Raw genomic sequence first — 19,527 nt, 5'->3', positions numbered from 1 at the left:
GGCCCAGGACGGCCAGGACCGCTATAGCACAGAGATCGTCGCCAACGACTTGCAGATGCTCGATAGCCGCGGTGGTGGCCAGGCCGGTGGCTACCAGCAGCAAGGCGGCTATGCCCCACCCCGTGGCCAACAGCAGCCCCAGGGCGGCCACCCGCCACCCCAGCAGCCCGCCCCGGGCCAGTACGGCGCACAACAACCGGCGCCGCCGCACCCGCCGGGCGGGGAGTTCGACGACCCTATCCCCTTTGCCGCGCTGCACAACGCTTGCGGCGGCTAACCCACACGACACCCCGGCCGCTACCGAGGCTGCTCGCCAGGACGGGCCTGGAGTGGCGGGCCGGGCGCACCGCAAGGCGGCAGGTGCGGGCAATGCCGGCCACCCCTCCGAGATGGGGCATCACTCAACTGCAGCAGGAACGATGCCATGAATCAGATTCAGATCGGGATCAATGAGATAGCCGGCGCTCGCCGCCTGGCGGAACACTGCCACCGCCAGGCGCTAAATGCCGGGTGGTGGAATGACCCGGAAACGGGCGAGCCGCACGAGCTCACCCCCGAGCGCTTCGCGCAGAAGCTGTGCTTGATTCACTCCGAGGTCAGCGAGGCCATGGAGGGACACCGCAAGGGGCTGATGGACGACAAGCTGCCCCATCGTCAGATGACCGAAGTCGAACTGGCCGACGCCGTGATCCGCATCTTCGACCTGGGTGGCCGAGCTGGCCACGACATCATCGGGGCCGTGATCGAGAAGCTCGCCTATAACGCCGAACGCGCCGACCACAAGCCGGAGAATCGCGCTGCGCCCGGCGGGAAGAAGTACTGATCCCCACCACCGCCCCGCAGGGCCAAGGATCGAGACATGAGCCTGCTGGACATCGTGCTTGAGCACGAGGCGACGGGGTCGTCACGCTGCGACGACATGCTGGGCTTTGTGCAAATGCCCGACGGCTATGCGCTGATGCTCAACCCCGACCGAACCCACTTCTACTGGCTGAACGAGGACGGGGTGGAGAGCTGCATCCACTGGGACAAGTGGGCGATGTATCGCGGCGCCAAGCAGCACAAGGAGGCCGGCGCCGCATGACCCTCCTCGCCATCGCCTCGATGCTGAACGTCACCGCCCGGGAGTGGGGCGTCACGCCGCCCGGGGAGCGGCGCAACCGATTCTGAGCCTCGGCAACGCCGGGGCTTTTTCATGCCAGGGAGACCCTATGCGATACGGCAGCGTGTGCTCGGGAATAGAAGCCGCCAGCGTGGCGTGGGGGCCGCTCGGCTGGACGCCGCAGTTCTTCTCCGAGATTGAACCCTTCCCGTCGGCCGTGCTCGCCCACCACTGGCCCGACGTCCCCAATCTGGGCGACATGACCAAGTTCAAGGAGTGGCCCGATGCAGCTATCGATGTTCTCGTCGGAGGAACCCCGTGCCAGTCATTCAGCGTCGCCGGACTGCGCCGAGGACTGGATGACCCGCGTGGCAACCTCGCGCTCACCTTTCTTGCCATTGCTGACCAATATCGCCCCCGCTGGGTGGTATGGGAGAACGTCCCCGGCGTCCTGTCGAGCAACGGAGGACGGGATTTTGGTGCCTTCCTCGGGGGGTTGGTCAAACTCGGGTATGGGTTCAGCTACCGAGTGCTTGACGCTCAGTTCTTCGGAGTGGCCCAGCGACGCCGCCGTGTGTTCGTTGTCGGCCATCTTGGAGACTGGCGACGTGCCGCAGCGGTACTTTTTGAGCGCGAAAGCCTGTCGGGGAATACTGCGCCGCGCCGAGACCAGGGGCAAGACGCCGCCGCCGATGCTGAATGCGGCGCTGATGCAGCAGGCACGCTCCGCGCCTCCGACGGAGGAAGCTGCTTAGATCAGGCGATGGCTGGACATGTCGTCCCGTATCGGCTGGTCGAGTTTGGACAGTATGCCCAGGACGGCCTGGCATCCCCCTTCCTGGCGAGAGATCACAAAGGCGCATCCGACTTGGTGGCTCAATCGGTAACCGGCGACATTACCCATGCCCTGAACACCGCCAACAACGGTAAAGGATGCAGCGAGGACGGCACCGGGCGTGGCGTGCCGACCGTTGCAGTGCCTCTGCTGGAGCCCGGCGCCCGGACCGGGAAGTCCACGACTGACCCGCGCGCGGGTATCGGCATCGGTGAAGATGGCGACCCAATGTTCACGTTACAGGCAGGAAAGCAGCACGGCGTGGCCGCTCCAGTATGCTTCACCCAGAACAGCCGCAGCGAGGTTCGCCAGGTCGGCGGAGACGGCCAAGTAACCGGCGACATCGCCGCCGCACCAGGCGTACAGCAGCAGCACTACGTGGCCAATCCCGTCGCCGCCACGCTGACCAGCAACTGGCACAAGTCCGGCGGCGCCAAGACCGGCAAAGAGGCCGGCGTCACGAACCCTGTGTTTCAGGGGCTGCGCGTCCGCCGCCTGATGCCCGTCGAGTGCGAACGCCTCCAGGGATTCCCCGACGGCCACACTGCCATTCCCTATCGCAACAAGTCCGTCGCCGCCGACGGCCCTCGTTATAAGGCCATCGGCAACAGCATGGCCGTGCCGTGCATGGCCTGGATTGGACGCCGCATCGAACAAGTGGAAGCCATCACCTGACCCCACACCCGGGCCGCCCACTGAGGCGGCCCGCTTCGTTCTGGAGGCCCTATGAACCGAGCCCAACGCCGCGCCGCCGAGAAATCGCAGCGCCATAACCGCGCCGCCGGCATGGGCCGGGCCGGCGTGGACCGCTACATCGCCCGAGCCCACCGCTGGCTGATTGGTGCCCGCTTCGACGGCATCCCCGTCCAGGAGGAGTGGCATACCGGAGAGATCGTGCACGGCCTGACCGGTCACTGGCACTTCCCGCCCAGCGTGCCCGGGGATCGCCGCCAGGTCTCCGCCGAGTACGGCGAGGCCGGCAAGTTCCTCTGGCGGGTCGAGGCCGAGGCCGTCTTCCACGACGGCCAGGGCGGTGAATACCGGCACGCGATCGAGATCACAACCGGCCAAGTGCAGCGGCTCGCCGAGCTGACCGACACCTGGCGCGACATGCTGCGGCAGGCTCGCGACGGCGGCAATCCCCGCCACCACAGCCACGACGTGGTACGCGCCTGGCCGCTGGTAACCAAGACATCAAGGAGAGAGGCATGACGCCCCGCCCCAACAGCCCCAACGGCCTCTGGGCCAAGCACGGCTACACCATCGAACGCATACCCCGCCGCGGCGCCGGCAAGCATCACAGAATCATTCGCTCCCCGAGCGGGCAGATAGTCCTGCAGGACGCCAGCCACGCCGAGGAGCTGGAATGGATCAGAGACAACCTGGAGAACACACCGTGAGCAATGCAGCCCTGGAGAAAGCCCGCCTGGCCATGGCCGAGAAGCGAGCCGCCGGCGAAGTCGTCCGACTCGACCCCATCGAAAAAGCACGCCAGAACCCCAAGAGCCTGCGATTGGCCATCACCGCAAAGTGCTGGGAGTGCATGGGCGGCGGCGAGGAGAGTGGCGCCCGGCGGATGATTCGCGAGTGCACCAGCGCCGGATGCCCGCTGCATGCTCAGCGGCCCTACCAGAACAGCGAGAACGGAGACGCATCATGACCGCAACCGCCGAGACCCTGGCGCCTGACGCCGCATATGAGCAACTGGCCCAGCGGAATGCCGAGCTGGAGATCGAGAAGGCCACCCTGGCCGAGGAGCTGGAATCCCTGGCAATGCGGCACACCATCGTCACCGACGAGATTCGGGCCTTGATTCAGGACTCCTCTGGCTTGGCCGGCTACCACCTCAATGGCGAGGTGGCGCTCTGGGGAGAGCTGGGCGTGGAACATCTGCTGAGTGACCGTGATGTGGCCGGCCGCGAAGCCTTGAATCGGCTGATCGCCGAGAAGCAGCGCGAGGCATACCTGGCCGGCTTCATGGCCAGCGCTGAAGGCTGCAACGGAGAGCACCCCGGCGGCGAGCCGAGGGATGCGAAGTGGCTGGCCGAGCGCGAAGAGTGGATCAGCAAGCAGGGAGAGAAATCATGACCATCGACATCGACAGAATGGAGGCGCTGGCCAGGCGCGGGGCCGCCGCGGCCCCCGACGCCGCTCTCGCACTGATCGCCCGGCTGCGCGAGGCCGAGGCCAGGGAGCAGGCCCTGGCGGCGCATGTGGAGGCGGCGCAACGCATAGCCGACGAGGACCGCGTTGACCATCCGATGCACACCATGAAGGACGGTGAGCCCTACGAGTTTACCTCACCAGGTTGGCGCTCAAAGATGGGGCGTGACCTCCATCACGCCCTGAAAGGGGCGCCCGCCACCTCCCTAGCCCGCCATCCTGACGATGCCGCTGTGGACCGTTTCGCAGCGGCGATGAAAGCCAAGCTGGCTGACGCCCGAGCTAAGGGCCGCGACGGCTGGGATGACCCGAGCAAGTGCACCGCCGAATTTCTGGCCGACCAGCTGGTGGGTCATGTAAGCAAAGGCAATGCCGGTAATCTCGAGGACATCGCCAACCTGGCCATGATGCTGCACCAGCGCAGCGATGATCCGAAAGTGGTTGCTCAAGTCGTCGCCCGCCGGGACGCGAAAATGAAGGCAGAGGCGTTGGATAGCGCTGTCAGGACGGCAAAGGTCAAGCGCCAGGTTGCAGTGGCGCAATGGCTTAAGGATCTGGCCGATAACTACCGACGCCAAGCCGAGGCCGCCAAGGTAGGGGAGGAGTGATGCGAGAGAATGGCTGGTATTGGGTTCAGGTATCCCCGCTCATCTCGGAGGCATGGGAAGCCGCCAAACACACTGACGGCCAGTGGTTCATGGCTGACAGGGGCGGTCCTTTGCCGGATGGCATCATCCATACTGTCGGCCCCCGCATCCCCACCCCTGAGGAGCCTTGGCAGACAGTGCCGGTGGAGGCCACTGCCGACATGATGGATGTACTGACGCCGGGCAACCTTGTCACCGCGCCGCGGCGATGGCGGGATGCGCTCGCTGCCGCGCCGAAGCCGGGAGGTGACCATGAATGACCTATGGTCGATCAAGCGCGACCTGACGCTCAGCGACTGGACGCACCGAGATAAGGGTGGGCGATACCGGGTGGTGGAGGTCACCACCCCCAGCGGCGCCCTGGCCGATATGCTCGAAGAGGGCGACCTAGTGGTGACCTATGAGAGCACGCGAGAGCCCTGGCGCCAGCTTGCCAGGCTGCTCAGCGAGTGGCAGGCGAAGATGCGCCGGTACCCGCAGGCGGGGGATGGGCTGGCGGGAGGGGAGAGGGAGAGAGGTGGGTCATGACGAGCATCATCGGGCGAGCAGCCCTTTTCAGCCGTGCGGCTCACCAGGCAGTCGGTCAGCGACGCAAGTACACCGGAGAGCCCTACCACGAGCATCCGGCGGCAGTGGCGGCCACGGTCGAGAGCGTCGGCGGAACGCCTGAAATGGTGGCTGCCGCCTACCTGCACGACGTGGTGGAGGACACACACGTCAGCCACGACGACATCGCCCGCGAGTTCGGCCTGGGGGTGGCCGGCTACGTCTTCGAACTCACGGATCAGTTCACCGACCCCGAGCAGGGCAACCGGGAGCGACGCAAGGCGCTGGAGCGCGACAGGCTGGCCCGCATCCATCCGGACTCCCAGACCATCAAGTACGCCGACCTGATCGACAACACGTCCAGCATTGTCGAGCGCGACCCAGGGTTTGCCCAGGTCTACCTCGCCGAGAAGCGGGAGCTGCTCAGCGTGATGTGCCATGGCGACCAGGCCCTATGGCGTCGCGCCTGGGGACTCATGATCGAGGGTGAGGCGAAGGTCAGGGCGGCAAGGCCGGGAGGCAGTGATGGTTGACGGCCTACTGAGCGCGATCACCGGCCGCCAGCACCACTTCAAGCTGGTCGTCCGGTACACGCCCGACGGGCGCAGGGGCGAATACTACGCCGAGCGCATCACAACGGTCTGGATGCGGGAACGCCAGTCCATCACCGACGAACGGCAGATCAGGAAGATGATGGGCGCGAGCCTTGTAGAAAGCGTCCCGCAATACCTGCGTAACAACGGGAACATCGAGATTCGCGGGGCCTACTACCTCGGCTGGTTCCGGCCCCGGCCCTGAGCCACCACCTACACCGCCGCCCAAGGGCGGCTTTTTTACGCCTGGAGGATGCTATGACTGACGACCGACTGATCAGTACCAGCCAACTCTGCGAGCGCTACGGACGCAGCCCCGACACCTTGCTGAGATGGCAGAAGCAACGCGGTTTCCCCCGCCCGGTGATCCAGGGCGGGCATGGGGCCGAATCCCGTTGGAGGGAGAGCGACATCAAGGCGTGGGAGGATCGCCAGACACGAGCCGCATAAGCCGTTCATGCCAGGCCCGATAAGCCGCCGCCTGCTCTTCCAGGTAGTCGTGCCGATCATAGACCTGCCAGACGCCCGGCAGCACATGCCCCAGCATCAACTCGCAGACGTGGGGATCAGCCAGCGTAGACCAGTGCGTCCGCGCCGTCTTGCGCAGGTCATACATCGACCAGTGCGTCATCTCGCTTTTCATCTGCTTCTTCGCCACCCGCATGATGTTGTAGGGGAAGCTAAGCACTGACCGGTCGTTGAGCGGCACTGCCTTCGATTCGCCACTGAACAGCAAGTCAGGAAGCAGCGACAGCCCCATGGCCTGCTTCAGCAGTGGTGCCATCTCCTCAATGATGGGGCGGCGCAATGCCCGCCCCGTCACCCGCCCCGTCTTATGCCGCTCCGGCGGTATCTCCCACACTCCCTCCTCGAAGTCGAACTCTTCTCTCCTTGCCCCGATCAACTCTCCCGGGCGACACCCATATAGCAGCACCAGCTTCACAAAGAGCTTGGAGCGCAGCGGCATCCGCGACCGCTCCATGGCCTGCCACAACACCCATAGCTCGCTTTCTTCAAGCGCCCTGCCCTTCACCCACTTCCGGTTGATCCGGAGATCCTCCTTGGCGGTGATCGCAGCCAGCGGCTGTTGCTCAACTATCCCGCGCTTGGCGCCCCACTTGTGCGCCTGCTTCATGTTGGTCAGCACGCGCTCGGCGATTCGCGGCTTATTCGCTGCTAGCGGCTCGAGCAACTCCATCCATTGGCGCAGCCCTGTCTCGTCCGCCGGCAGTTTCCCCAGGTCAGGGAAGACATGCAGCTCAAAGCTGCGCAGGATTTCAGCCTCTCCCGACTTGTGCTCCTTGCAGTAGCGCTCGTGCCAGTCGCGCACCAGGCGCTCATTGGTGGGGGCTTCGGTGATGGCCGTCTGCTCCAGGCGCTTCATTACCCGTGGATCATGACCTTGCTCAAGCTGCCCCCTACGGCGCAGCGCCTCATCGCGGGCCTGCTTGAGCGTCATGGTGGGGTAGGTGCCAAGATCCATTCGTGCCGCCTTTCCCAGATAGCGAAAGCGCAACTGGAAGATGACCTTGCCGGTCGGTGTCACCCGGGCGCCAAGCCCATCGCGATCTGCTTTCTCGGTAGTGGCGTCCCGCGGCTTGCGATGGACGGACTTCAGCCAGGCGTCGGTCAGCGCCATGTGTACATGCTCCCCAGCAACGTGTGTCGTGGGGCTGAGTATGTACGCAGCTGAGTACAGATTTCTAGTGCCTGGTAGAAAGTCTCAGTCGGACTCAGTGCGGCGCAGAGAAGGGCAGAAGGCTAGAAATGAAGGGCTTTTGGAAGGGGGTTTCAGGGCAGTTCGTATCAGTGCGGCGAGGTTAATGGTCGATATGAGCGATGATGGAAAAATTGCGTATGTGACTGATTTCTTTACGGTTTTCTTTGCTGCTCATGCACTGGGATCCGATTCGTGTAGGCGCTCCTGGCCGTGACGGCCATGCCACCCGCCGGGGGATCGCGCCGAAAGCTTGCGCGCATTGTACCGGCATGGCCGCGGCTTGGACAGCGAGGCCAGAAACGCATCGGGGCCCCGCGGGGCCCCGATGCCGATGGCCTCAGCGCGGCTCGAGCCGCAGCGCCACATAGAGGGAGCGCCCCTCCCGGTAGAGACGCACCGGCAGGGCCCGCTCCCCCGACTGGTCGGCGACCGCGGCGACCAGGTCGTCGCTGGAGGCGATGGGCCGATGATCCACCGAGACGATGATATCGCCGCCGCGGATGCCCGCCTCGTAGGCGGCACCGCCCGGCTCCACCTGACGCACTCGCACCCCGGCCTCGATGCCCAGGCGCTCGCGCTCGCCCTCGCTCAGTTCGCCGACCATCAGGCCCAGGCGAGCACCGCCGGCGCTCTTGCCGGCGGCCACATCGGTCTCGGCATCCGGCCAGGCACCGACGGTCACCTCGAGGCGCCGCTCGGCGCCATCGCGCATCACCGTCAGGGTCACCTCGTTGCCCGGGCTGACCCGCCCGATCAGCCGCGGCAGATGGCTGGAGCGCTCCACCTCCTCGCCATCCACGGCGACGATCACATCGCCGGCCTGAATGCCATCACGGCGCGCCGGGCCCTCGGGGTCGAGGTCGGCGACCAGGGCGCCATGGGGGGTATCCAGGCCGAAGGACTCGGCCAGGTCGCGGGAGACCGGCTGAATCACCACCCCCAGCCAGCCCCGACTGACATGACCGTCGGCGCGCAGCTGATCGGCGATATCCATGGCCACGTTGATGGGAATGGCGAAGGAGAGCCCCATGAAGCCGCCGCTGCGGGTGAAGATCTGCGAATTGATGCCGACCACCTCGCCGGCGAGGTTGAACAGCGGCCCCCCGGAGTTGCCGGGGTTGATGGCCACATCGGTCTGGATAAAGGGCACATAGGCGTCCCGCGGCAGGGTGCGATTGATGGCGCTGACGATACCGGCGGTCACCGAGTGATCGAAGCCGAAGGGGGAACCGATGGCGGCCACCCACTCCCCCACCTGCAGGCCGTCCGAATCGCCTAGGGCCAGGGTCGGCAGCCCCTCGGCCTCGACCTTGAGCAGGGCCACGTCGGTCTGGCTGTCGACGCCCACCACCTCGGCGGGGAGCTCGCGGCGATCGTTGAGGCGCACCAGGATCTCGTCGGCGCCCTCCACCACATGGGCATTGGTCAGCACATAGCCATCGGCGTCGATGATAAAGCCCGAGCCCAAGGAGTGACGCTCCTGCCCGCGCTCACGCCCTTGCCCCGGCGGCATGGGGATCTGATCGCCGAAGAAGCGCCGTAGCAGTTCCGGCAGCTCCTCGCCGGGTCCGTAGAACTGCTGGTAGCGGGACGGCACCACCCGGGTGGTGGAGATATTGACCACCCCGGGGGCGGCCTGCTCCACCAGGGAACGGAAGTCGGGCAGTTCCTGGGCCTGGGCGGAGGATCCAACCACCAGGGCGACCAGGAGGACGAGCCAGGCTGGGACGAGATGGCGAAGGGGTTGCATGAGACGCTCCTACGAATTGACGCGATACGTTGATGAGACGAAACATCAAGAAACCGACGGGGCAACCAGGGCTAGGCGGGCGGCGGCTCATGCAGCCGCGGCCGATAGCGGGCACCATGGTGACCGGCCACCAGCCGCGACAGCCCGGCCCCCAGGGCCAGGCCGGCCAGCAGGGTGAGGATCACCACGGGGCTATCGGCGCCGAAACGCCACTCGCCCCAGGCCCCCAGCCCCAGGCCGGCGCCCAGGGGCAGTCCGTAAAGACTCAGGGCCCCCTGAACCAGGCGCCGGGCCGGCAGCGCCACCGCCACCCGCTCGCCGGCCGCCAGCGGGCGCGGGCTCTCGATGGCCAGACGCCGGGGCCTCGCCCCACGCCAGCGAGCCCAGAGGCCGGTGCCGCAGCCCTGACTCGCGGCACACCCCTGGCAGCCGGCCAGGGGGGTGAAATCGACCCAGGCGCCCCCCTCGAAGGGGGCGATCACCCGCCCCTCGGCGATCAGCAGCCGCGACTCGGAGGCCATGTCACGGCGCTCCCGGCTGCCATTGCAGGCGATCCACCACCTGCAACAGGACCCGAGGCGGCACCTCGCCCAGGGCCATCACCTGCATGACACGCCCGCCCAGCTCCTGATGCCGCACCGCCGCGTAGGAGATCCCCAGGCGGTGCAGGCCCGGCGCCAAGGCCGGAAAGTCCTCGGTCAGGGGTTCGACGAAGAGGCTCAGGCTCGACAGGCCGTCGCTGTAGACTCGGTGCCCTACCCGTTCGCCGTGCAGGCTGCTGGTGGTCACCACCGGCTGGGCCACATAGCCCGGCGGCAGCCAGCCGGGGCGCCAGGTCTCGGGGGGCGGTTCACGCAACCGATCGAAGCGCACCCGCCCCGCATAGAGGCGCGGCGCGTCCAGTTCGGTGAGCTGAAAGGTCTCCAGGACTCGCCCCTCGACATCCAGCAGCTCCTGCTTGAGGGGCAGGCCGGTCGCGCGGTCGAGCCACAGGCGCTGACCGAAACGCATGGCATCCAGGGGTTCGATATCCAGGCGCAGGGCCTCGCGACCGGCGACCCGGGCATCCTCGGCCAGGCGCAGCCGGTAGAAGTCATCCAGGTGGGCCATGATGGCATTCGGGGAGGCGGGCACCTCATCGTCGCTACGCGCCCAGCCGCCGCGCCCCACCTTGCCCAGGCGCTCATAGGTGAGCGGCGGACCATCCAGGTAATGGGCCACTTCCCGCTGTAGGCCATTCTCCACCTGATGGGTCAGGGCCAGGGCGCGCACGCCCTCGCCACTGATGCGCACGGCCCTGGCCTCGAAGAGATAGCAGTGATTGGCCCAGAGGCTGCGCTCGAACCACGCGGCGGGAGTCTCGGGGGCCGGTTCGGCGGCCAACCCACGGCAGTCGAACCCCGGCTCCGGCTCCTGCGCCACGGCCAGGCCACTCAAGCCGAGGCTAAGGCCCAAGCCAAGACCCAGCCACAGGACCAGCCGCTCGCGTCGTCTTGGCCACCCCCGCATCAGCGCTGCCCTTGGAGCTCGCTCGCGGAGGCCCGCAGCAGCGGCATCCAGGCGTCGCCACTGCGATAGGCACTGCCCTGGGCATGACGATCGAGGTAGGACTGCAGCAATAATGCCTGCTGTTGATCGTTACGCTGGGACTGGCGGGAATTGGCGGCCTGCCAGGGCGACTCGGCTCCCACCGTCATCAGCGGCGAGGCGCCACCCTGAGTGCCGCGCTGGAAGAGCGGCAAGTCCACCAGGGAGGGGCGCGTCGGCGACGCATCGGCGGCGGCCAGGGGCGCCTGGGTGGCGGCATCGCGACCGGCCATCTCGGGGACGCCCTCGCCCTGGTTGTAAAACTGCACCCCGGTGATCACCGCCAGGGAGACCCCCGCGGCCACGGCGGCACGCCCTGCCCAGGAGGCGAAGCGCCGCGGCGACCTCTCGACCGCTCGACCGGGGGCCGGCTCGCCCTCCAGGCGCGCCAGAATGCCGGCGGAGAGGTCGATATCGGGAGCCGTGTCGCGCTCCCGACGCATGGCGCTGCGGGCCAGATGATAGCGTCGCCAGGTATCGGCCGCCTGCGGCTCGGCCTCCAGCGACTTGAGGACACGGCGCAACTCCAGATCGTCACCCTCATCGTCCATCAAGGCGGACAATGACTCCCGCGTGTTCTGCTTCATTACCTCTACCCTCACACTCGACACGGCATAACGCCGATAAACAGACCCGGGCCCGGCGGCCCCCCAGCGGTGCATAGCGCAGCCGCGTCATCCTGCGTGAATTTGTCGCAACCTCATGGCATCTCCTGTGACGCCAAGGACCGCCAACAGTTCAGCCGCCTGGCAAAAGTTTCGCCCCGGCTCATTCGGAGACCAGGTCTTGGGTCCGCGACGTGGTCACCAGCGGCTGGATATGCCGATCCACCGCCTCCCTGGCGCGGAAGATCCGCGAACGTACCGTGCCCACCGGGCAGTCCATCACCTGGGCGATATCCTCGTAGGAGAGCCCGTCGAACTCGCGCAGGGTAATGGCGGTGCGCAGGTCCTCGGGGAGCTGCTCGATGGCCTCGAAGACCGCCGCCTCCAGCTGATCCCGGGCGATGGAGGCCTCCGGCGACTCGATATCGGCGAGTCGCCCGCTATGGTCGAGGATCTCGGCGTCGACGATATCCAGGTCACTGCCCGGCGGGCGGCGCCCCCGGGAGACCAGGTGATTCTTGGCGGTATTGATGGCGATGCGATACATCCAGGTATAGAAGGCACTCTCGGCGCGGAACTTGCCCAGCGCCCGGTAGGCCTTGATAAAGGCCTCCTGAGCCACGTCCTGGACCTCGGCCTGGTCGTGCACATAGCGCCCGATCAGGCCGAGAATCTTGTGTTGATACTTCTTGACCAGCAGATCGAAGGCCCGGGTATCGCCCTGCTGCGCCCGCTCGACGAGGCGCTGATCGGTTTCGCGGTTGCCCATTCAGCCCCTCCCCATCCGGGCGGCGCATGGCGCCAGGGGAGACGGCGCGGCCTGACTGGCGGGGAGCGTGACAAAGGGGGGCATCATAGACGTCGACCTTAACCTGGCAGGGGTGATGGATTAGCGTAAGTGTTCCTGTTTATCGGCATTCCATCAAGCGGCATGCGCGCGACTCACGAGGGCCTGTGACTGCGCCGACGGCGGCGAGTTCCATGGTACGATTGATTTCCGCCCAGACGGCGAGCGATAGTAGAAGCCTACTCGGACACACCCTTATATTACCGCGCGATTCATCACAGGTAGCCGCATGTCACAACAGCAGGTCAACAATCTCAATGTTCTCGCCCAGGACGTCCTGATCACCCCCGAGGCCCTCAAGCAGGAGATCCCCCTGACCGAGGAGGCCGAGCGCACCGTGATCGAGGGGCGTGGGGCCATCCAGCGTATCCTCGACGGCGAGGATCCGCGCCTGCTGATGGTGGTGGGCCCCTGCTCCATCCATGACGTGGACGCCGCCCTGGACTATGCGCGCCGCCTGCGCCGCCTGGCCGACGAGGTCAAGGAGAGCCTGCTGATCGTGATGCGCGTCTACTTCGAGAAGCCGCGCACCACCGTGGGCTGGAAGGGGCTGATCAACGACCCGCATATGAACGACTCCTTCGAGATCGAGGAGGGGCTGCATATCGCCCGCCGCCTGCTGGTGGAGCTGGCCGAGATGGGCCTGCCCCTGGCCACCGAGGCGCTGGACCCGATCTCCCCCCAGTACCTACAGGACTGCATCAGCTGGTCGGCCATCGGCGCCCGCACCACCGAGTCCCAGACCCACCGCGAGATGGCCTCGGGCCTCTCCTGCCCGGTGGGCTTCAAGAACGGCACCGACGGCAGCCTGGACGTGGCCATCAACGCCCTGCAGTCGGTGGCCCACCCGCACAACTTCCTGGGCATCGACCAGGGCGGCCAGGTGGCGATCATCCGTACCCGCGGCAACGCCTATGGCCATGTGGTGCTGCGCGGCGGCAACGGCAAGCCCAACTACGACAGCGTCAGCGTGGCGCTGGCCGAGCAGGAGCTGAAGAAGGCCGGCCTCAAGGCCAATATCATGGTCGACTGCTCCCACGCCAACTCTAACAAGGACCCGGCCCTGCAGCCGCTGGTACTGGAGAACGTCACCAACCAGATCCTCGAGGGCAACCACTCGATCATGGGCCTGATGATCGAGTCCAATATCGGCTGGGGCAACCAGAAGGTGCCGGCGGACCGCAGCCAGCTGCAGTACGGCGTCTCCATCACCGACGCCTGCATCGACTGGGACGCCACCGAGGAGGCCCTGCACCGCATGGACGACAAGCTCAAGGCGGTACTGCCGACCCGCCCCCGCGGCTAAGCCTCACCCCCCATCAACGACAGGGCCCGCCAATTGGCGGGCCCTGTCGTTGATGGCACCAGAAGCGAGCTTTATCCCTGACGCACCCCATCGATCTCGCGCACGAAGGGCGGCAAGGCATCGAGCAGGGCGCGGCCGTAGCGCCGGGTCAGCACCCGGCGATCGAGCAGGCTGATGCGCCCGGCATCGGCCTCCTTGCGGATCAGCCGCCCACAGGCCTGCACCAGCTTGATGGAGGCATCCGGCACGCTGATGCGCATAAAGGCGTTGCCGCCGCGACTCTCGATCCACTCCGCCAGGGTCGCCCCCACCGGGTCATCGGGCACCGCGAAGGGCAGCCGGGTGATCACTACATGGGTCAGGTAGGCGCCGGGCAGGTCGATGCCCTCGGCGAAGCTGGCCAGGCCGAAGATGATGCTGCCCTGGCCCTTATCCACCCGCGCCCGATGGCGTTCGATCAGCTCGCGCTTGGGCAGGCGATCCTGAGCCAGTACCCGCTCGGCCAGCGCCTTGGGCAGCGCCTTCTCCACGGCACGCAGCTGGGCCCGGGACGAGAACAGCATCAACACCGCCTCGTCGGCACCGAGGCCGCCGATAAAATCGAGGATCGCCGCCTCGTGGGCCTCGCGGTTACCCGGGTCCACCGCCTCCCGGGGCACGCTGAGCACCGCCCGGGAATAATCGAAGGGGCTGGGCAGGCGCTGGTAGCGGTAGCGATTGGCCAACCCGGCGCGCTCCTGGAGGCGCTCGAAGCGCCCCAGGGCGGTCAGGGTGGCCGAGGTGACCACGGCGCCATAGCAGCTGCCCCAGAGGTGACGGGCCAAGGTCGAGGCCGCCGACACCGGGCTCGCCGAGATCAAGAGGTCCGGCTCGCCCTGGAAGCGCTCGAAGGTCAGCCAGCGGGCCCGGGGCGGCTCGGCGGGGTCATCCTGCTCGGCGAAGGCCAGCCACAGGGCGTGGGCCTCCAGGGCGCGACCATGCAGCAGGGCCACCAGCGGCAGCCAGGCCTCCGCCTGTTCCCGGGGCAGGCCGGTGGACTTCTCCGGGTCGAGGCTCTCGCGGAGGATATCCGCCATGCTCTCCAGGGTGCGGCTCATCTCGGCGAATACCGGCACCAGGGCGGCGGCCTGATCGCGCAGCGCCTGAGGCGCCTCGCCCATCGGGAAGCGGTGATGCTGGGCGCTGTCGCCGGCCCCTTCGGGTAGCTCGGCGAGCTGGTGGGCCAATCCGAACACCTCGCCGAGGCGCGGCTCCAAGGCCGCCAGGGCCTCCGGCAGGGTCGCCAGCAGGCGAGCCAGGGTGGGCTGCACGGCCAGCGCCGCGTTGAGTTCGGTGAGCGACTTCTTGAGGGTGCCCAGCCAGCGCAGGGCGCCGTTGACGGCGAAGCGATGAGTAAAGTGCTCAATCGCCTTGTCCGGCAGGTGGTGGCCCTCGTCGAAGACATAGATGCACTCGCCGGGAGCCGGCAGCACCACCCCACCGCCCAGGGCCAGGTCCGCCAGCACCAGGTCGTGGTTGGCGACGATGACGTCGGCACCCTCCAGGCGACGCCGGGCGCGGAAGAAGGCACAGGCGGAGAAGTGGCCGCAGCGGCGGTTGGTGCACTGGCGATGGTCGATGGTCAGGCGCCGCCAGTGGGCGTCTTCGATGGCCTCGGGCCAGGCATCGCGGTCGCCCTCCCAGCGCCCGCCGCCATAGGCCTCGCCCATGGCCTTGGCCAGGGCCTGGAAGTCGTCGCCGCTGTCGAGGGCCTGCTCGAAGAGCGCCAGGGTGGGATTCTCCTCGCAGCCCTCCAGGGCCTGGTCGAGGCGTGCCACGCAGAGGTAGCGCCCGCGCCCCTTGGCCAGGGCGAAGTCGAACTCGAGGCCGCTATGGGTCTTGAGCAGCGGCAGGTCCTGGTGCAGGACCTGCTCCTGGAGGGCCACGGTGGCGGTGGCCACCACCAGGCGCTTGCCGCGGGCCTTGGCCACCGGCAAGGCCGCCAGCAGGTAGGCCAGGGTCTTGCCGGTGCCGGTGCCCGCCTCCAGCACGCAGACATGCTCGTCGCTGAGCCGCTTGCCGGCCTCGTCGGCCTGGATGCCGGCCAGGGTGCGGGCGATCTCGGCGATCATCAGCCGCTGGCCATAGCGGGGCGTCAGCTCGAGCCCCTCCAGTAGGCGCCGGTAGGCGGTCTGGATCTCGCCCTTCAGGGCCTCGTCGAGCATGGCCTCAGAGCAAGCCTTCCGGCGGATGCTCGCAGGGCAGCTTGGCGTCGATATAGCGCTCGATCTCCGGCAGCGAGAAGGCATCCTCCTCGCCCACGAAGCTGATCGACACGCCCTTGGCGCCGGCCCGGCCGGTACGCCCGATGCGGTGGACGTAGTCCTCCGGATCCTCCGGCAGGGTGTAGTTGATCACATGGCTGACGTCATCGATATGCAGGCCGCGACCCGCCACGTCGGTGGCCACCAGCACCTGCACCTCGCCCTCGCGGAAGCGCTCCAGGGTGGTGATGCGTTGGTTCTGGGGCACGTCGCCGGAGAGCATCGCCACATTGATATCGGCCTGGCGCAGCAGCTCGTCGAGCTTGCGCACCAGATCGCGGCGGTTGCCGAAGACGATGACCCGCTCGAAGCTCTCCTGCTGCAGCAGCTTGACCAGCAGGCGCTGCTTGTCGGCATCGCTGACCAGGTAGACCCGCTGATCGATATCCGCCTGGTTGTCGACGGTGACGGCGATCTCCACCTGGGCCGCCTCATGGGTCCACTGGCTGGCCAGGTTGAGGATGTCCTCGGTAAAGGTGGCCGAGAAGAGGAAGGTCTGACGCTCTTCCTTCTTGGGGGTATGGCGGATGATGCGCTTGACGTCGGGGATAAAGCCCATGGAGAGCATGCGATCCGCCTCGTCCAGCACCAGCACCTCGACCTGGGTCAGGTCGACGTCGCGCTTCTCGTGGAAGTCGAGCAGGCGCCCCGGGGTGGCGACCAGGATATCGAGCTTCTTGCCCAGATTGTCGCGCTGCTTCTGGTAGTCCATGCCGCCGACGACGCTGGCCACATTGAGCTGGGTGAAGCGGGCCAGGGCCTTGGCATCCTTCTCGATCTGCAGCGCCAGCTCGCGGGTCGGCGCGACGATCAGCGCCCGGGGCGCGCCGGGCTTCTGGCCATCCGGGGCCTCCTCCTCGAGGAAGTAGGCGAGGATCGAGATCAGGAAGGCGGCGGTCTTGCCGGTGCCGGTCTGGGCCTTGCCGACCACGTCGCCACCGAGCAGGGTCTTGGCCAGGGCCTCGGCCTGAATCGGGGTGCAGTATTCGAAGCCCAGGGCATGGATGGCCCGCATCAGGGGCAGCGGCAGATCGAAGTCATGGAAGCGCCACTTGCCCGCCACCGCCGGCACCTGGAACTGGCGCAGGTCCCAGTTGGACCCGGACTTGCGCGGCTTGCGACGCCGACGCTTGGGTTTGCGGTTCTGGGCCGGCTGCGGCGCCGCTGCTGTGGGGTTATCCGACTCGCTCATAGGCTGTGATTCTGTCCCAAATCGTTCAGTGGATGTGGCCTGGCGACATGCCCGGGCGATTCCAAGCGGGGTATTGTAGCAGGGCTTGGTCGCCAGGGCTCGCCAAGCTGTCTCAGGACGCGACCGCCCTGCTAGAATAGGTGGCCAACGCGCAATGGAGCCGCTACTCATGACCCGCAAGAAAAAGACCCGCTCCCTGGCCGACCGGGTGACCATCCGCACCGGCCGGCGCAAGGACTACAAGAAGTGGCGACACGAGAACCCCGACGAGGTGGGGTCGTCGCAGCGCTTCCAGCAGAAGAAGGCCGACCAGCGCAAGCGTCAGGCCGAGCGCAAGCAGGCCCGCCAGGAGCAGGCCCCGCGCATCGAGATTCACCCGAAACGCGCCGACAAGGACGACGAATGATGCGCCTGGTGTCCTTCAATATCAACGGCATCCGCGCCCGCCTTCACCAGCTGGAGGCGCTGGTGGCGAGCCAGCGCCCGGCGCTGATCGGCCTGCAGGAAACCAAGGTGGATGACCCGGAGTTTCCCCGCGCGGCGGTGGAGGCCCTGGGCTATCGCGTCTACTTCCACGGCCAGAAGGGCCACTACGGGGTGGCGCTGATGATCGACCCCGCCCAGTGCGGCGAGCCGGAAAGCGTCTACTACGGCTTCCCGGACGATGCCGAGGGGGCCCAGCGGCGGATGATCGGGGTGCGCCTGCGCCCCGCGGGGGGCGAGCCGCTGACGGTATGGAACGGCTACTTCCCCCAGGGGGAGAACATCGAACATCCGGTGAAGTTTCCCCACAAGCGCCAGTTCTATGCCCAGCTCAGGCGCCTGCTGACGGAGGATCACCGCCCGACCGAGCGCCTGGCGGTGATGGGAGATTTCAATATCTCGCCGGAGGATAGCGATATCGGCATCGGCGAGGCCAACCGCAAGCGCTGGTTGCGCGACGGCAAGACCAGCTTCCAGCCGGTGGAGCGGGAATGGCTCGAGGGCATCAAGGCCTGGGGCCTGGTGGACAGCTACCGGGTCCGTTACCCGGACATCGACGACCGCTTCAGCTGGTTCGATTACCGCTCCAAGGGCTTCAATCGCGAGCCCAAGCGAGGCCTGCGCATCGACCATATCCTGGTCACCGCGCCGCTGGCCGAGCGCGTCGAGGATGCCGGCATCGACTACGTCCTGCGCGGCATGGAGAAGCCCTCGGATCATGCCCCGGTGTGGACCGAGCTGGCGCTCTAAACCACTTCGTCGGTAAGCCACTCCATCGCGTCGTGCGCCTCGGCTCGCTCACCCGACCTGCGAGATGACGCGGAGGGCCTACTCAAGGGCTTAATCAAGGGCCTCGGCGGAGTCCAGGGTGGCCAACCAGGCCTCGGCCCGCGCGTCTCCTAGGGCCGCCGCCCGCGCCCAGGCGTCGGCGGCGGTCGCGTCCCGCCCCCAGGCATAGGCCAGACGCCCCAGGGCCAGCCAATCCTGCGCCACGTCGCTCTCCTCGGCCAGCACTCGCCAGGCGTTCAGGGCCCGCTCGCGGTCCCGGGCCGCCTCCCAGGCCTGGGCCAGCAGACGCCGGCGCTCGAGGCTGTCCTCCAGGGCATGCTCCTCAAGGGCCGCCTCCAGTAGCTCGGCGGCCCTGGCCGGGGTGCCCCCGGCCAGGTGCAGACGGATACGCCGCTCCAGGTCCTCGCGCCCCGCGAAGACACCTTCCCGCCAGCCCGCCTCCCAGAGGGCCGCGGCCCGCGCATGGCGGCCCAGCCGCTGGGCCAGGCCCACGGCGCGACGCCAGGTCGCGGCATCGGCACCTCTCTCCAACCTGGCTTCCAGCCGGGCCAGGGCCTCGCCGCCGCGGCCGGCGCGCTGATAGACGGTGGCGGCCAGGGCCTGCTGGTCGGGCGAGCCACCCGCCGAGATCCAGTCGGCGGCGGCCCCCCAGCGCTCCAGCTCGGCCAGGGCCCGCACCAGGCGCCAACGCGGTGCCCGCTCCTGGGGATGATCGCGCACCCAGGCCTGGAGCAGCTCGGCGCCCCGGGCGGTCTGGTCCGCGGCCAGGCGCAGCTCCGCCTCGCGACGCAGCCAGCGGTCGTGGCGCTCGCCGGGCTCCACCAGCGAGCGCGCCCGCGCCAGGTGATCGGCGGCGGCGGCGTGGCGCCCGGCGGCGGCCTCGGCGCGGGCGGCCAGCTGGGCGTAGAGGGCCGCGGCCCAGCGGTCGGCGGCATTGCCGGCGGCCAGGCGTGTGTACTGGGCCGCGGCACGCTCGCCCACCACCGCCCTCTCCCCCGCCGCCAAGCGCTGCTGGAGTCCCTCCAGGTCGCGGATGGTGGCGGCGGGCAGGGCCGGCTC

General features: G+C 67.6%; 25 protein-coding genes. 16 read left to right on the top strand and 9 right to left on the bottom strand.

Translation table 11 applies throughout. The features are described from left to right. From HPA02_RS18495 to HPA02_RS16275, 13 genes are all read left to right on the top strand, one after another. Window positions 1-277 (top strand): single stranded DNA-binding domain-containing protein (locus HPA02_RS18495; protein ID WP_503560996.1); only part of this gene is annotated, 277 nt, incomplete at its 5' end. Window positions 278-424: 147 nt separating this feature from the next. Continuing rightward, window positions 425-823: a nucleoside triphosphate pyrophosphohydrolase family protein gene (locus HPA02_RS16330; RefSeq protein WP_222594007.1), complete on the top strand. Its 399-nt coding sequence runs from the start codon at window positions 425-427 to the stop codon at window positions 821-823. A 36-nt stretch (window positions 824-859) separates the two neighbouring features. After that, window positions 860-1,084 (top strand): hypothetical protein, encoded by a 225-nt coding sequence (locus HPA02_RS16325; protein ID WP_146804265.1) that lies wholly within the window; start codon window positions 860-862, stop codon window positions 1,082-1,084. A 127-nt stretch (window positions 1,085-1,211) separates the two neighbouring features. Next, window positions 1,212-2,612 (top strand): DNA cytosine methyltransferase, encoded by a 1,401-nt coding sequence (locus HPA02_RS16320; protein WP_146804264.1) that lies wholly within the window; start codon window positions 1,212-1,214, stop codon window positions 2,610-2,612. A gap of 51 nt (window positions 2,613-2,663) precedes the next feature. Beyond that, window positions 2,664-3,149 carry a hypothetical protein gene (locus HPA02_RS16315; RefSeq protein ID WP_146804263.1) on the top strand — a complete coding sequence of 162 codons (486 nt, stop codon included), beginning with the start codon at window positions 2,664-2,666 and terminating at the stop codon, window positions 3,147-3,149. Further along, the gene (locus tag HPA02_RS16310; RefSeq protein ID WP_146804262.1) at window positions 3,146-3,337 is read left to right on the top strand and encodes a hypothetical protein; all 192 of its coding nucleotides are present in this window, start codon (window positions 3,146-3,148) and stop codon (window positions 3,335-3,337) included. Before HPA02_RS16315 ends, HPA02_RS16310 begins: the two co-directional genes overlap by 4 nt. After that, window positions 3,334-3,597 (top strand): hypothetical protein, encoded by a 264-nt coding sequence (locus HPA02_RS16305; RefSeq protein WP_146804261.1) that lies wholly within the window; start codon window positions 3,334-3,336, stop codon window positions 3,595-3,597. The genes HPA02_RS16310 and HPA02_RS16305 overlap by 4 nt, the downstream gene beginning before the upstream one ends. After that, window positions 3,594-4,025 carry a hypothetical protein gene (locus tag HPA02_RS16300; RefSeq protein ID WP_146804260.1) on the top strand — a complete coding sequence of 144 codons (432 nt, stop codon included), beginning with the start codon at window positions 3,594-3,596 and terminating at the stop codon, window positions 4,023-4,025. The genes HPA02_RS16305 and HPA02_RS16300 overlap by 4 nt, the downstream gene beginning before the upstream one ends. Further along, window positions 4,022-4,708, top strand: a complete 687-nt coding sequence (locus HPA02_RS16295; protein WP_146804259.1) for a hypothetical protein — start codon at window positions 4,022-4,024, stop codon at window positions 4,706-4,708. Before HPA02_RS16300 ends, HPA02_RS16295 begins: the two co-directional genes overlap by 4 nt. Then, on the top strand, window positions 4,708-5,007 hold the full coding sequence (locus HPA02_RS16290) for a hypothetical protein (protein WP_146804258.1): 300 nt from the start codon (window positions 4,708-4,710) through the stop codon (window positions 5,005-5,007). The genes HPA02_RS16295 and HPA02_RS16290 overlap by 1 nt, the downstream gene beginning before the upstream one ends. Continuing rightward, complete coding sequence (locus HPA02_RS16285; protein ID WP_146804257.1) at window positions 5,000-5,275, top strand: hypothetical protein; 276 nt, start codon at window positions 5,000-5,002, stop codon at window positions 5,273-5,275. The genes HPA02_RS16290 and HPA02_RS16285 overlap by 8 nt, the downstream gene beginning before the upstream one ends. Then, window positions 5,272-5,826, top strand: a complete 555-nt coding sequence (locus HPA02_RS16280) for an HD domain-containing protein (RefSeq protein WP_146804256.1) — start codon at window positions 5,272-5,274, stop codon at window positions 5,824-5,826. Before HPA02_RS16285 ends, HPA02_RS16280 begins: the two co-directional genes overlap by 4 nt. After that, window positions 5,819-6,091 carry a hypothetical protein gene (locus HPA02_RS16275; protein ID WP_146804255.1) on the top strand — a complete coding sequence of 91 codons (273 nt, stop codon included), beginning with the start codon at window positions 5,819-5,821 and terminating at the stop codon, window positions 6,089-6,091. Before HPA02_RS16280 ends, HPA02_RS16275 begins: the two co-directional genes overlap by 8 nt. A 207-nt stretch (window positions 6,092-6,298) precedes the next feature. Here the strand turns inward: HPA02_RS16275 and HPA02_RS16270 are convergent, their stop codons facing one another. The 6 genes from HPA02_RS16270 to rpoE form a co-directional block, all read right to left on the bottom strand. Next, on the bottom strand, window positions 6,299-7,525 hold the full coding sequence (locus HPA02_RS16270; protein ID WP_146804254.1) for a tyrosine-type recombinase/integrase: 1,227 nt from the start codon (window positions 7,523-7,525) through the stop codon (window positions 6,299-6,301). A gap of 418 nt (window positions 7,526-7,943) precedes the next feature. Beyond that, window positions 7,944-9,356 carry a DegQ family serine endoprotease gene (locus HPA02_RS16265; RefSeq protein WP_146804253.1) on the bottom strand — a complete coding sequence of 471 codons (1,413 nt, stop codon included), beginning with the start codon at window positions 9,354-9,356 and terminating at the stop codon, window positions 7,944-7,946. Window positions 9,357-9,427: 71 nt separating this feature from the next. Continuing rightward, window positions 9,428-9,877: a SoxR reducing system RseC family protein gene (locus tag HPA02_RS16260; protein WP_146804252.1), complete on the bottom strand. Its 450-nt coding sequence runs from the start codon at window positions 9,875-9,877 to the stop codon at window positions 9,428-9,430. 1 nt (window position 9,878) lies between these two features. Beyond that, window positions 9,879-10,811, bottom strand: coding sequence for a MucB/RseB C-terminal domain-containing protein (locus HPA02_RS16255; RefSeq protein ID WP_244945952.1), 933 nt, complete (start codon window positions 10,809-10,811; stop codon window positions 9,879-9,881). A 53-nt stretch (window positions 10,812-10,864) separates the two neighbouring features. Continuing rightward, a complete protein-coding gene (locus tag HPA02_RS16250; RefSeq protein ID WP_146804250.1) occupies window positions 10,865-11,530 on the bottom strand; it encodes a sigma-E factor negative regulatory protein in 666 nt (221 codons plus the stop codon). Window positions 11,531-11,711: 181 nt separating this feature from the next. Continuing rightward, the gene (rpoE, locus tag HPA02_RS16245; RefSeq protein ID WP_146804249.1) at window positions 11,712-12,317 is read right to left on the bottom strand and encodes an RNA polymerase sigma factor RpoE; all 606 of its coding nucleotides are present in this window, start codon (window positions 12,315-12,317) and stop codon (window positions 11,712-11,714) included. Between the two features lie 307 nt (window positions 12,318-12,624). Between rpoE and HPA02_RS16240 the strand changes: the two genes are divergently transcribed. Continuing rightward, window positions 12,625-13,701: a 3-deoxy-7-phosphoheptulonate synthase gene (locus HPA02_RS16240; RefSeq protein WP_146804248.1), complete on the top strand. Its 1,077-nt coding sequence runs from the start codon at window positions 12,625-12,627 to the stop codon at window positions 13,699-13,701. A 71-nt stretch (window positions 13,702-13,772) separates the two neighbouring features. Here HPA02_RS16240 and dinG read toward each other — a convergent pair whose 3' ends face one another. Beyond that, window positions 13,773-15,905, bottom strand: coding sequence for an ATP-dependent DNA helicase DinG (gene dinG / locus HPA02_RS16235; RefSeq protein ID WP_146804247.1), 2,133 nt, complete (start codon window positions 15,903-15,905; stop codon window positions 13,773-13,775). Between the two features lie 4 nt (window positions 15,906-15,909). Beyond that, window positions 15,910-17,196 (bottom strand): DEAD/DEAH box helicase, encoded by a 1,287-nt coding sequence (locus HPA02_RS16230; RefSeq protein ID WP_146804246.1) that lies wholly within the window; start codon window positions 17,194-17,196, stop codon window positions 15,910-15,912. A 169-nt stretch (window positions 17,197-17,365) separates the two neighbouring features. On the opposite strand from HPA02_RS16230, the gene HPA02_RS16225 reads away from it, so the two are divergent. Together HPA02_RS16225 and xthA are read left to right on the top strand one after the other, a co-directional pair. Next, on the top strand, window positions 17,366-17,602 hold the full coding sequence (locus HPA02_RS16225) for a hypothetical protein (protein WP_146804245.1): 237 nt from the start codon (window positions 17,366-17,368) through the stop codon (window positions 17,600-17,602). Beyond that, entirely contained in the window at window positions 17,602-18,429 is an 828-nt protein-coding gene (xthA, locus tag HPA02_RS16220) for an exodeoxyribonuclease III (RefSeq protein ID WP_146804266.1), read from the top strand. The genes HPA02_RS16225 and xthA overlap by 1 nt, the downstream gene beginning before the upstream one ends. Before the next feature lie 90 nt (window positions 18,430-18,519). Here the strand turns inward: xthA and HPA02_RS18285 are convergent. Continuing rightward, a partial coding sequence (locus HPA02_RS18285) for a hypothetical protein (RefSeq protein WP_186810013.1) occupies window positions 18,520-19,527 on the bottom strand: 1,008 nt, incomplete at its 5' end.

It is taken from the genome of Bisbaumannia pacifica (assembly GCF_007989625.1).
GTDB lineage: Bacteria > Pseudomonadota > Gammaproteobacteria > Pseudomonadales > Halomonadaceae > Bisbaumannia > Bisbaumannia pacifica.
The sequence above is the reverse complement of the archived record's forward strand: the minus strand, read 5'-3'. Positions and strand labels throughout refer to the sequence as shown.

Excerpts from the sequence above, each read along its gene's own strand:
- HPA02_RS16330 (WP_222594007.1), top strand. The coding sequence starts at position 425 with ATGAATCAGATTCAGATCGGGATCAATGAGATAGCCGGCGCTCGCCGC.
- HPA02_RS16325 (WP_146804265.1), top strand. The coding sequence starts at position 860 with ATGAGCCTGCTGGACATCGTGCTTGAGCACGAGGCGACGGGGTCGTCA.
- HPA02_RS16320 (WP_146804264.1), top strand. The coding sequence starts at position 1,212 with ATGCGATACGGCAGCGTGTGCTCGGGAATAGAAGCCGCCAGCGTGGCG.
- HPA02_RS16315 (WP_146804263.1), top strand. The coding sequence starts at position 2,664 with ATGAACCGAGCCCAACGCCGCGCCGCCGAGAAATCGCAGCGCCATAAC.
- HPA02_RS16310 (WP_146804262.1), top strand. The coding sequence starts at position 3,146 with ATGACGCCCCGCCCCAACAGCCCCAACGGCCTCTGGGCCAAGCACGGC.
- HPA02_RS16300 (WP_146804260.1), top strand. The coding sequence starts at position 3,594 with ATGACCGCAACCGCCGAGACCCTGGCGCCTGACGCCGCATATGAGCAA.
- HPA02_RS16295 (WP_146804259.1), top strand. The coding sequence starts at position 4,022 with ATGACCATCGACATCGACAGAATGGAGGCGCTGGCCAGGCGCGGGGCC.
- HPA02_RS16290 (WP_146804258.1), top strand. The coding sequence starts at position 4,708 with ATGCGAGAGAATGGCTGGTATTGGGTTCAGGTATCCCCGCTCATCTCG.
- HPA02_RS16285 (WP_146804257.1), top strand. The coding sequence starts at position 5,000 with ATGAATGACCTATGGTCGATCAAGCGCGACCTGACGCTCAGCGACTGG.
- HPA02_RS16280 (WP_146804256.1), top strand. The coding sequence starts at position 5,272 with ATGACGAGCATCATCGGGCGAGCAGCCCTTTTCAGCCGTGCGGCTCAC.
- HPA02_RS16275 (WP_146804255.1), top strand. The coding sequence starts at position 5,819 with ATGGTTGACGGCCTACTGAGCGCGATCACCGGCCGCCAGCACCACTTC.
- HPA02_RS16270 (WP_146804254.1), bottom strand. The coding sequence starts at position 7,525 with ATGGCGCTGACCGACGCCTGGCTGAAGTCCGTCCATCGCAAGCCGCGG.
- HPA02_RS16265 (WP_146804253.1), bottom strand. The coding sequence starts at position 9,356 with ATGCAACCCCTTCGCCATCTCGTCCCAGCCTGGCTCGTCCTCCTGGTC.
- HPA02_RS16260 (WP_146804252.1), bottom strand. The coding sequence starts at position 9,877 with ATGGCCTCCGAGTCGCGGCTGCTGATCGCCGAGGGGCGGGTGATCGCC.
- HPA02_RS16250 (WP_146804250.1), bottom strand. The coding sequence starts at position 11,530 with ATGAAGCAGAACACGCGGGAGTCATTGTCCGCCTTGATGGACGATGAG.
- rpoE (WP_146804249.1), bottom strand. The coding sequence starts at position 12,317 with ATGGGCAACCGCGAAACCGATCAGCGCCTCGTCGAGCGGGCGCAGCAG.
- HPA02_RS16240 (WP_146804248.1), top strand. The coding sequence starts at position 12,625 with ATGTCACAACAGCAGGTCAACAATCTCAATGTTCTCGCCCAGGACGTC.
- dinG (WP_146804247.1), bottom strand. The coding sequence starts at position 15,905 with ATGCTCGACGAGGCCCTGAAGGGCGAGATCCAGACCGCCTACCGGCGC.
- HPA02_RS16230 (WP_146804246.1), bottom strand. The coding sequence starts at position 17,196 with ATGAGCGAGTCGGATAACCCCACAGCAGCGGCGCCGCAGCCGGCCCAG.
- HPA02_RS16225 (WP_146804245.1), top strand. The coding sequence starts at position 17,366 with ATGACCCGCAAGAAAAAGACCCGCTCCCTGGCCGACCGGGTGACCATC.
- xthA (WP_146804266.1), top strand. The coding sequence starts at position 17,602 with ATGCGCCTGGTGTCCTTCAATATCAACGGCATCCGCGCCCGCCTTCAC.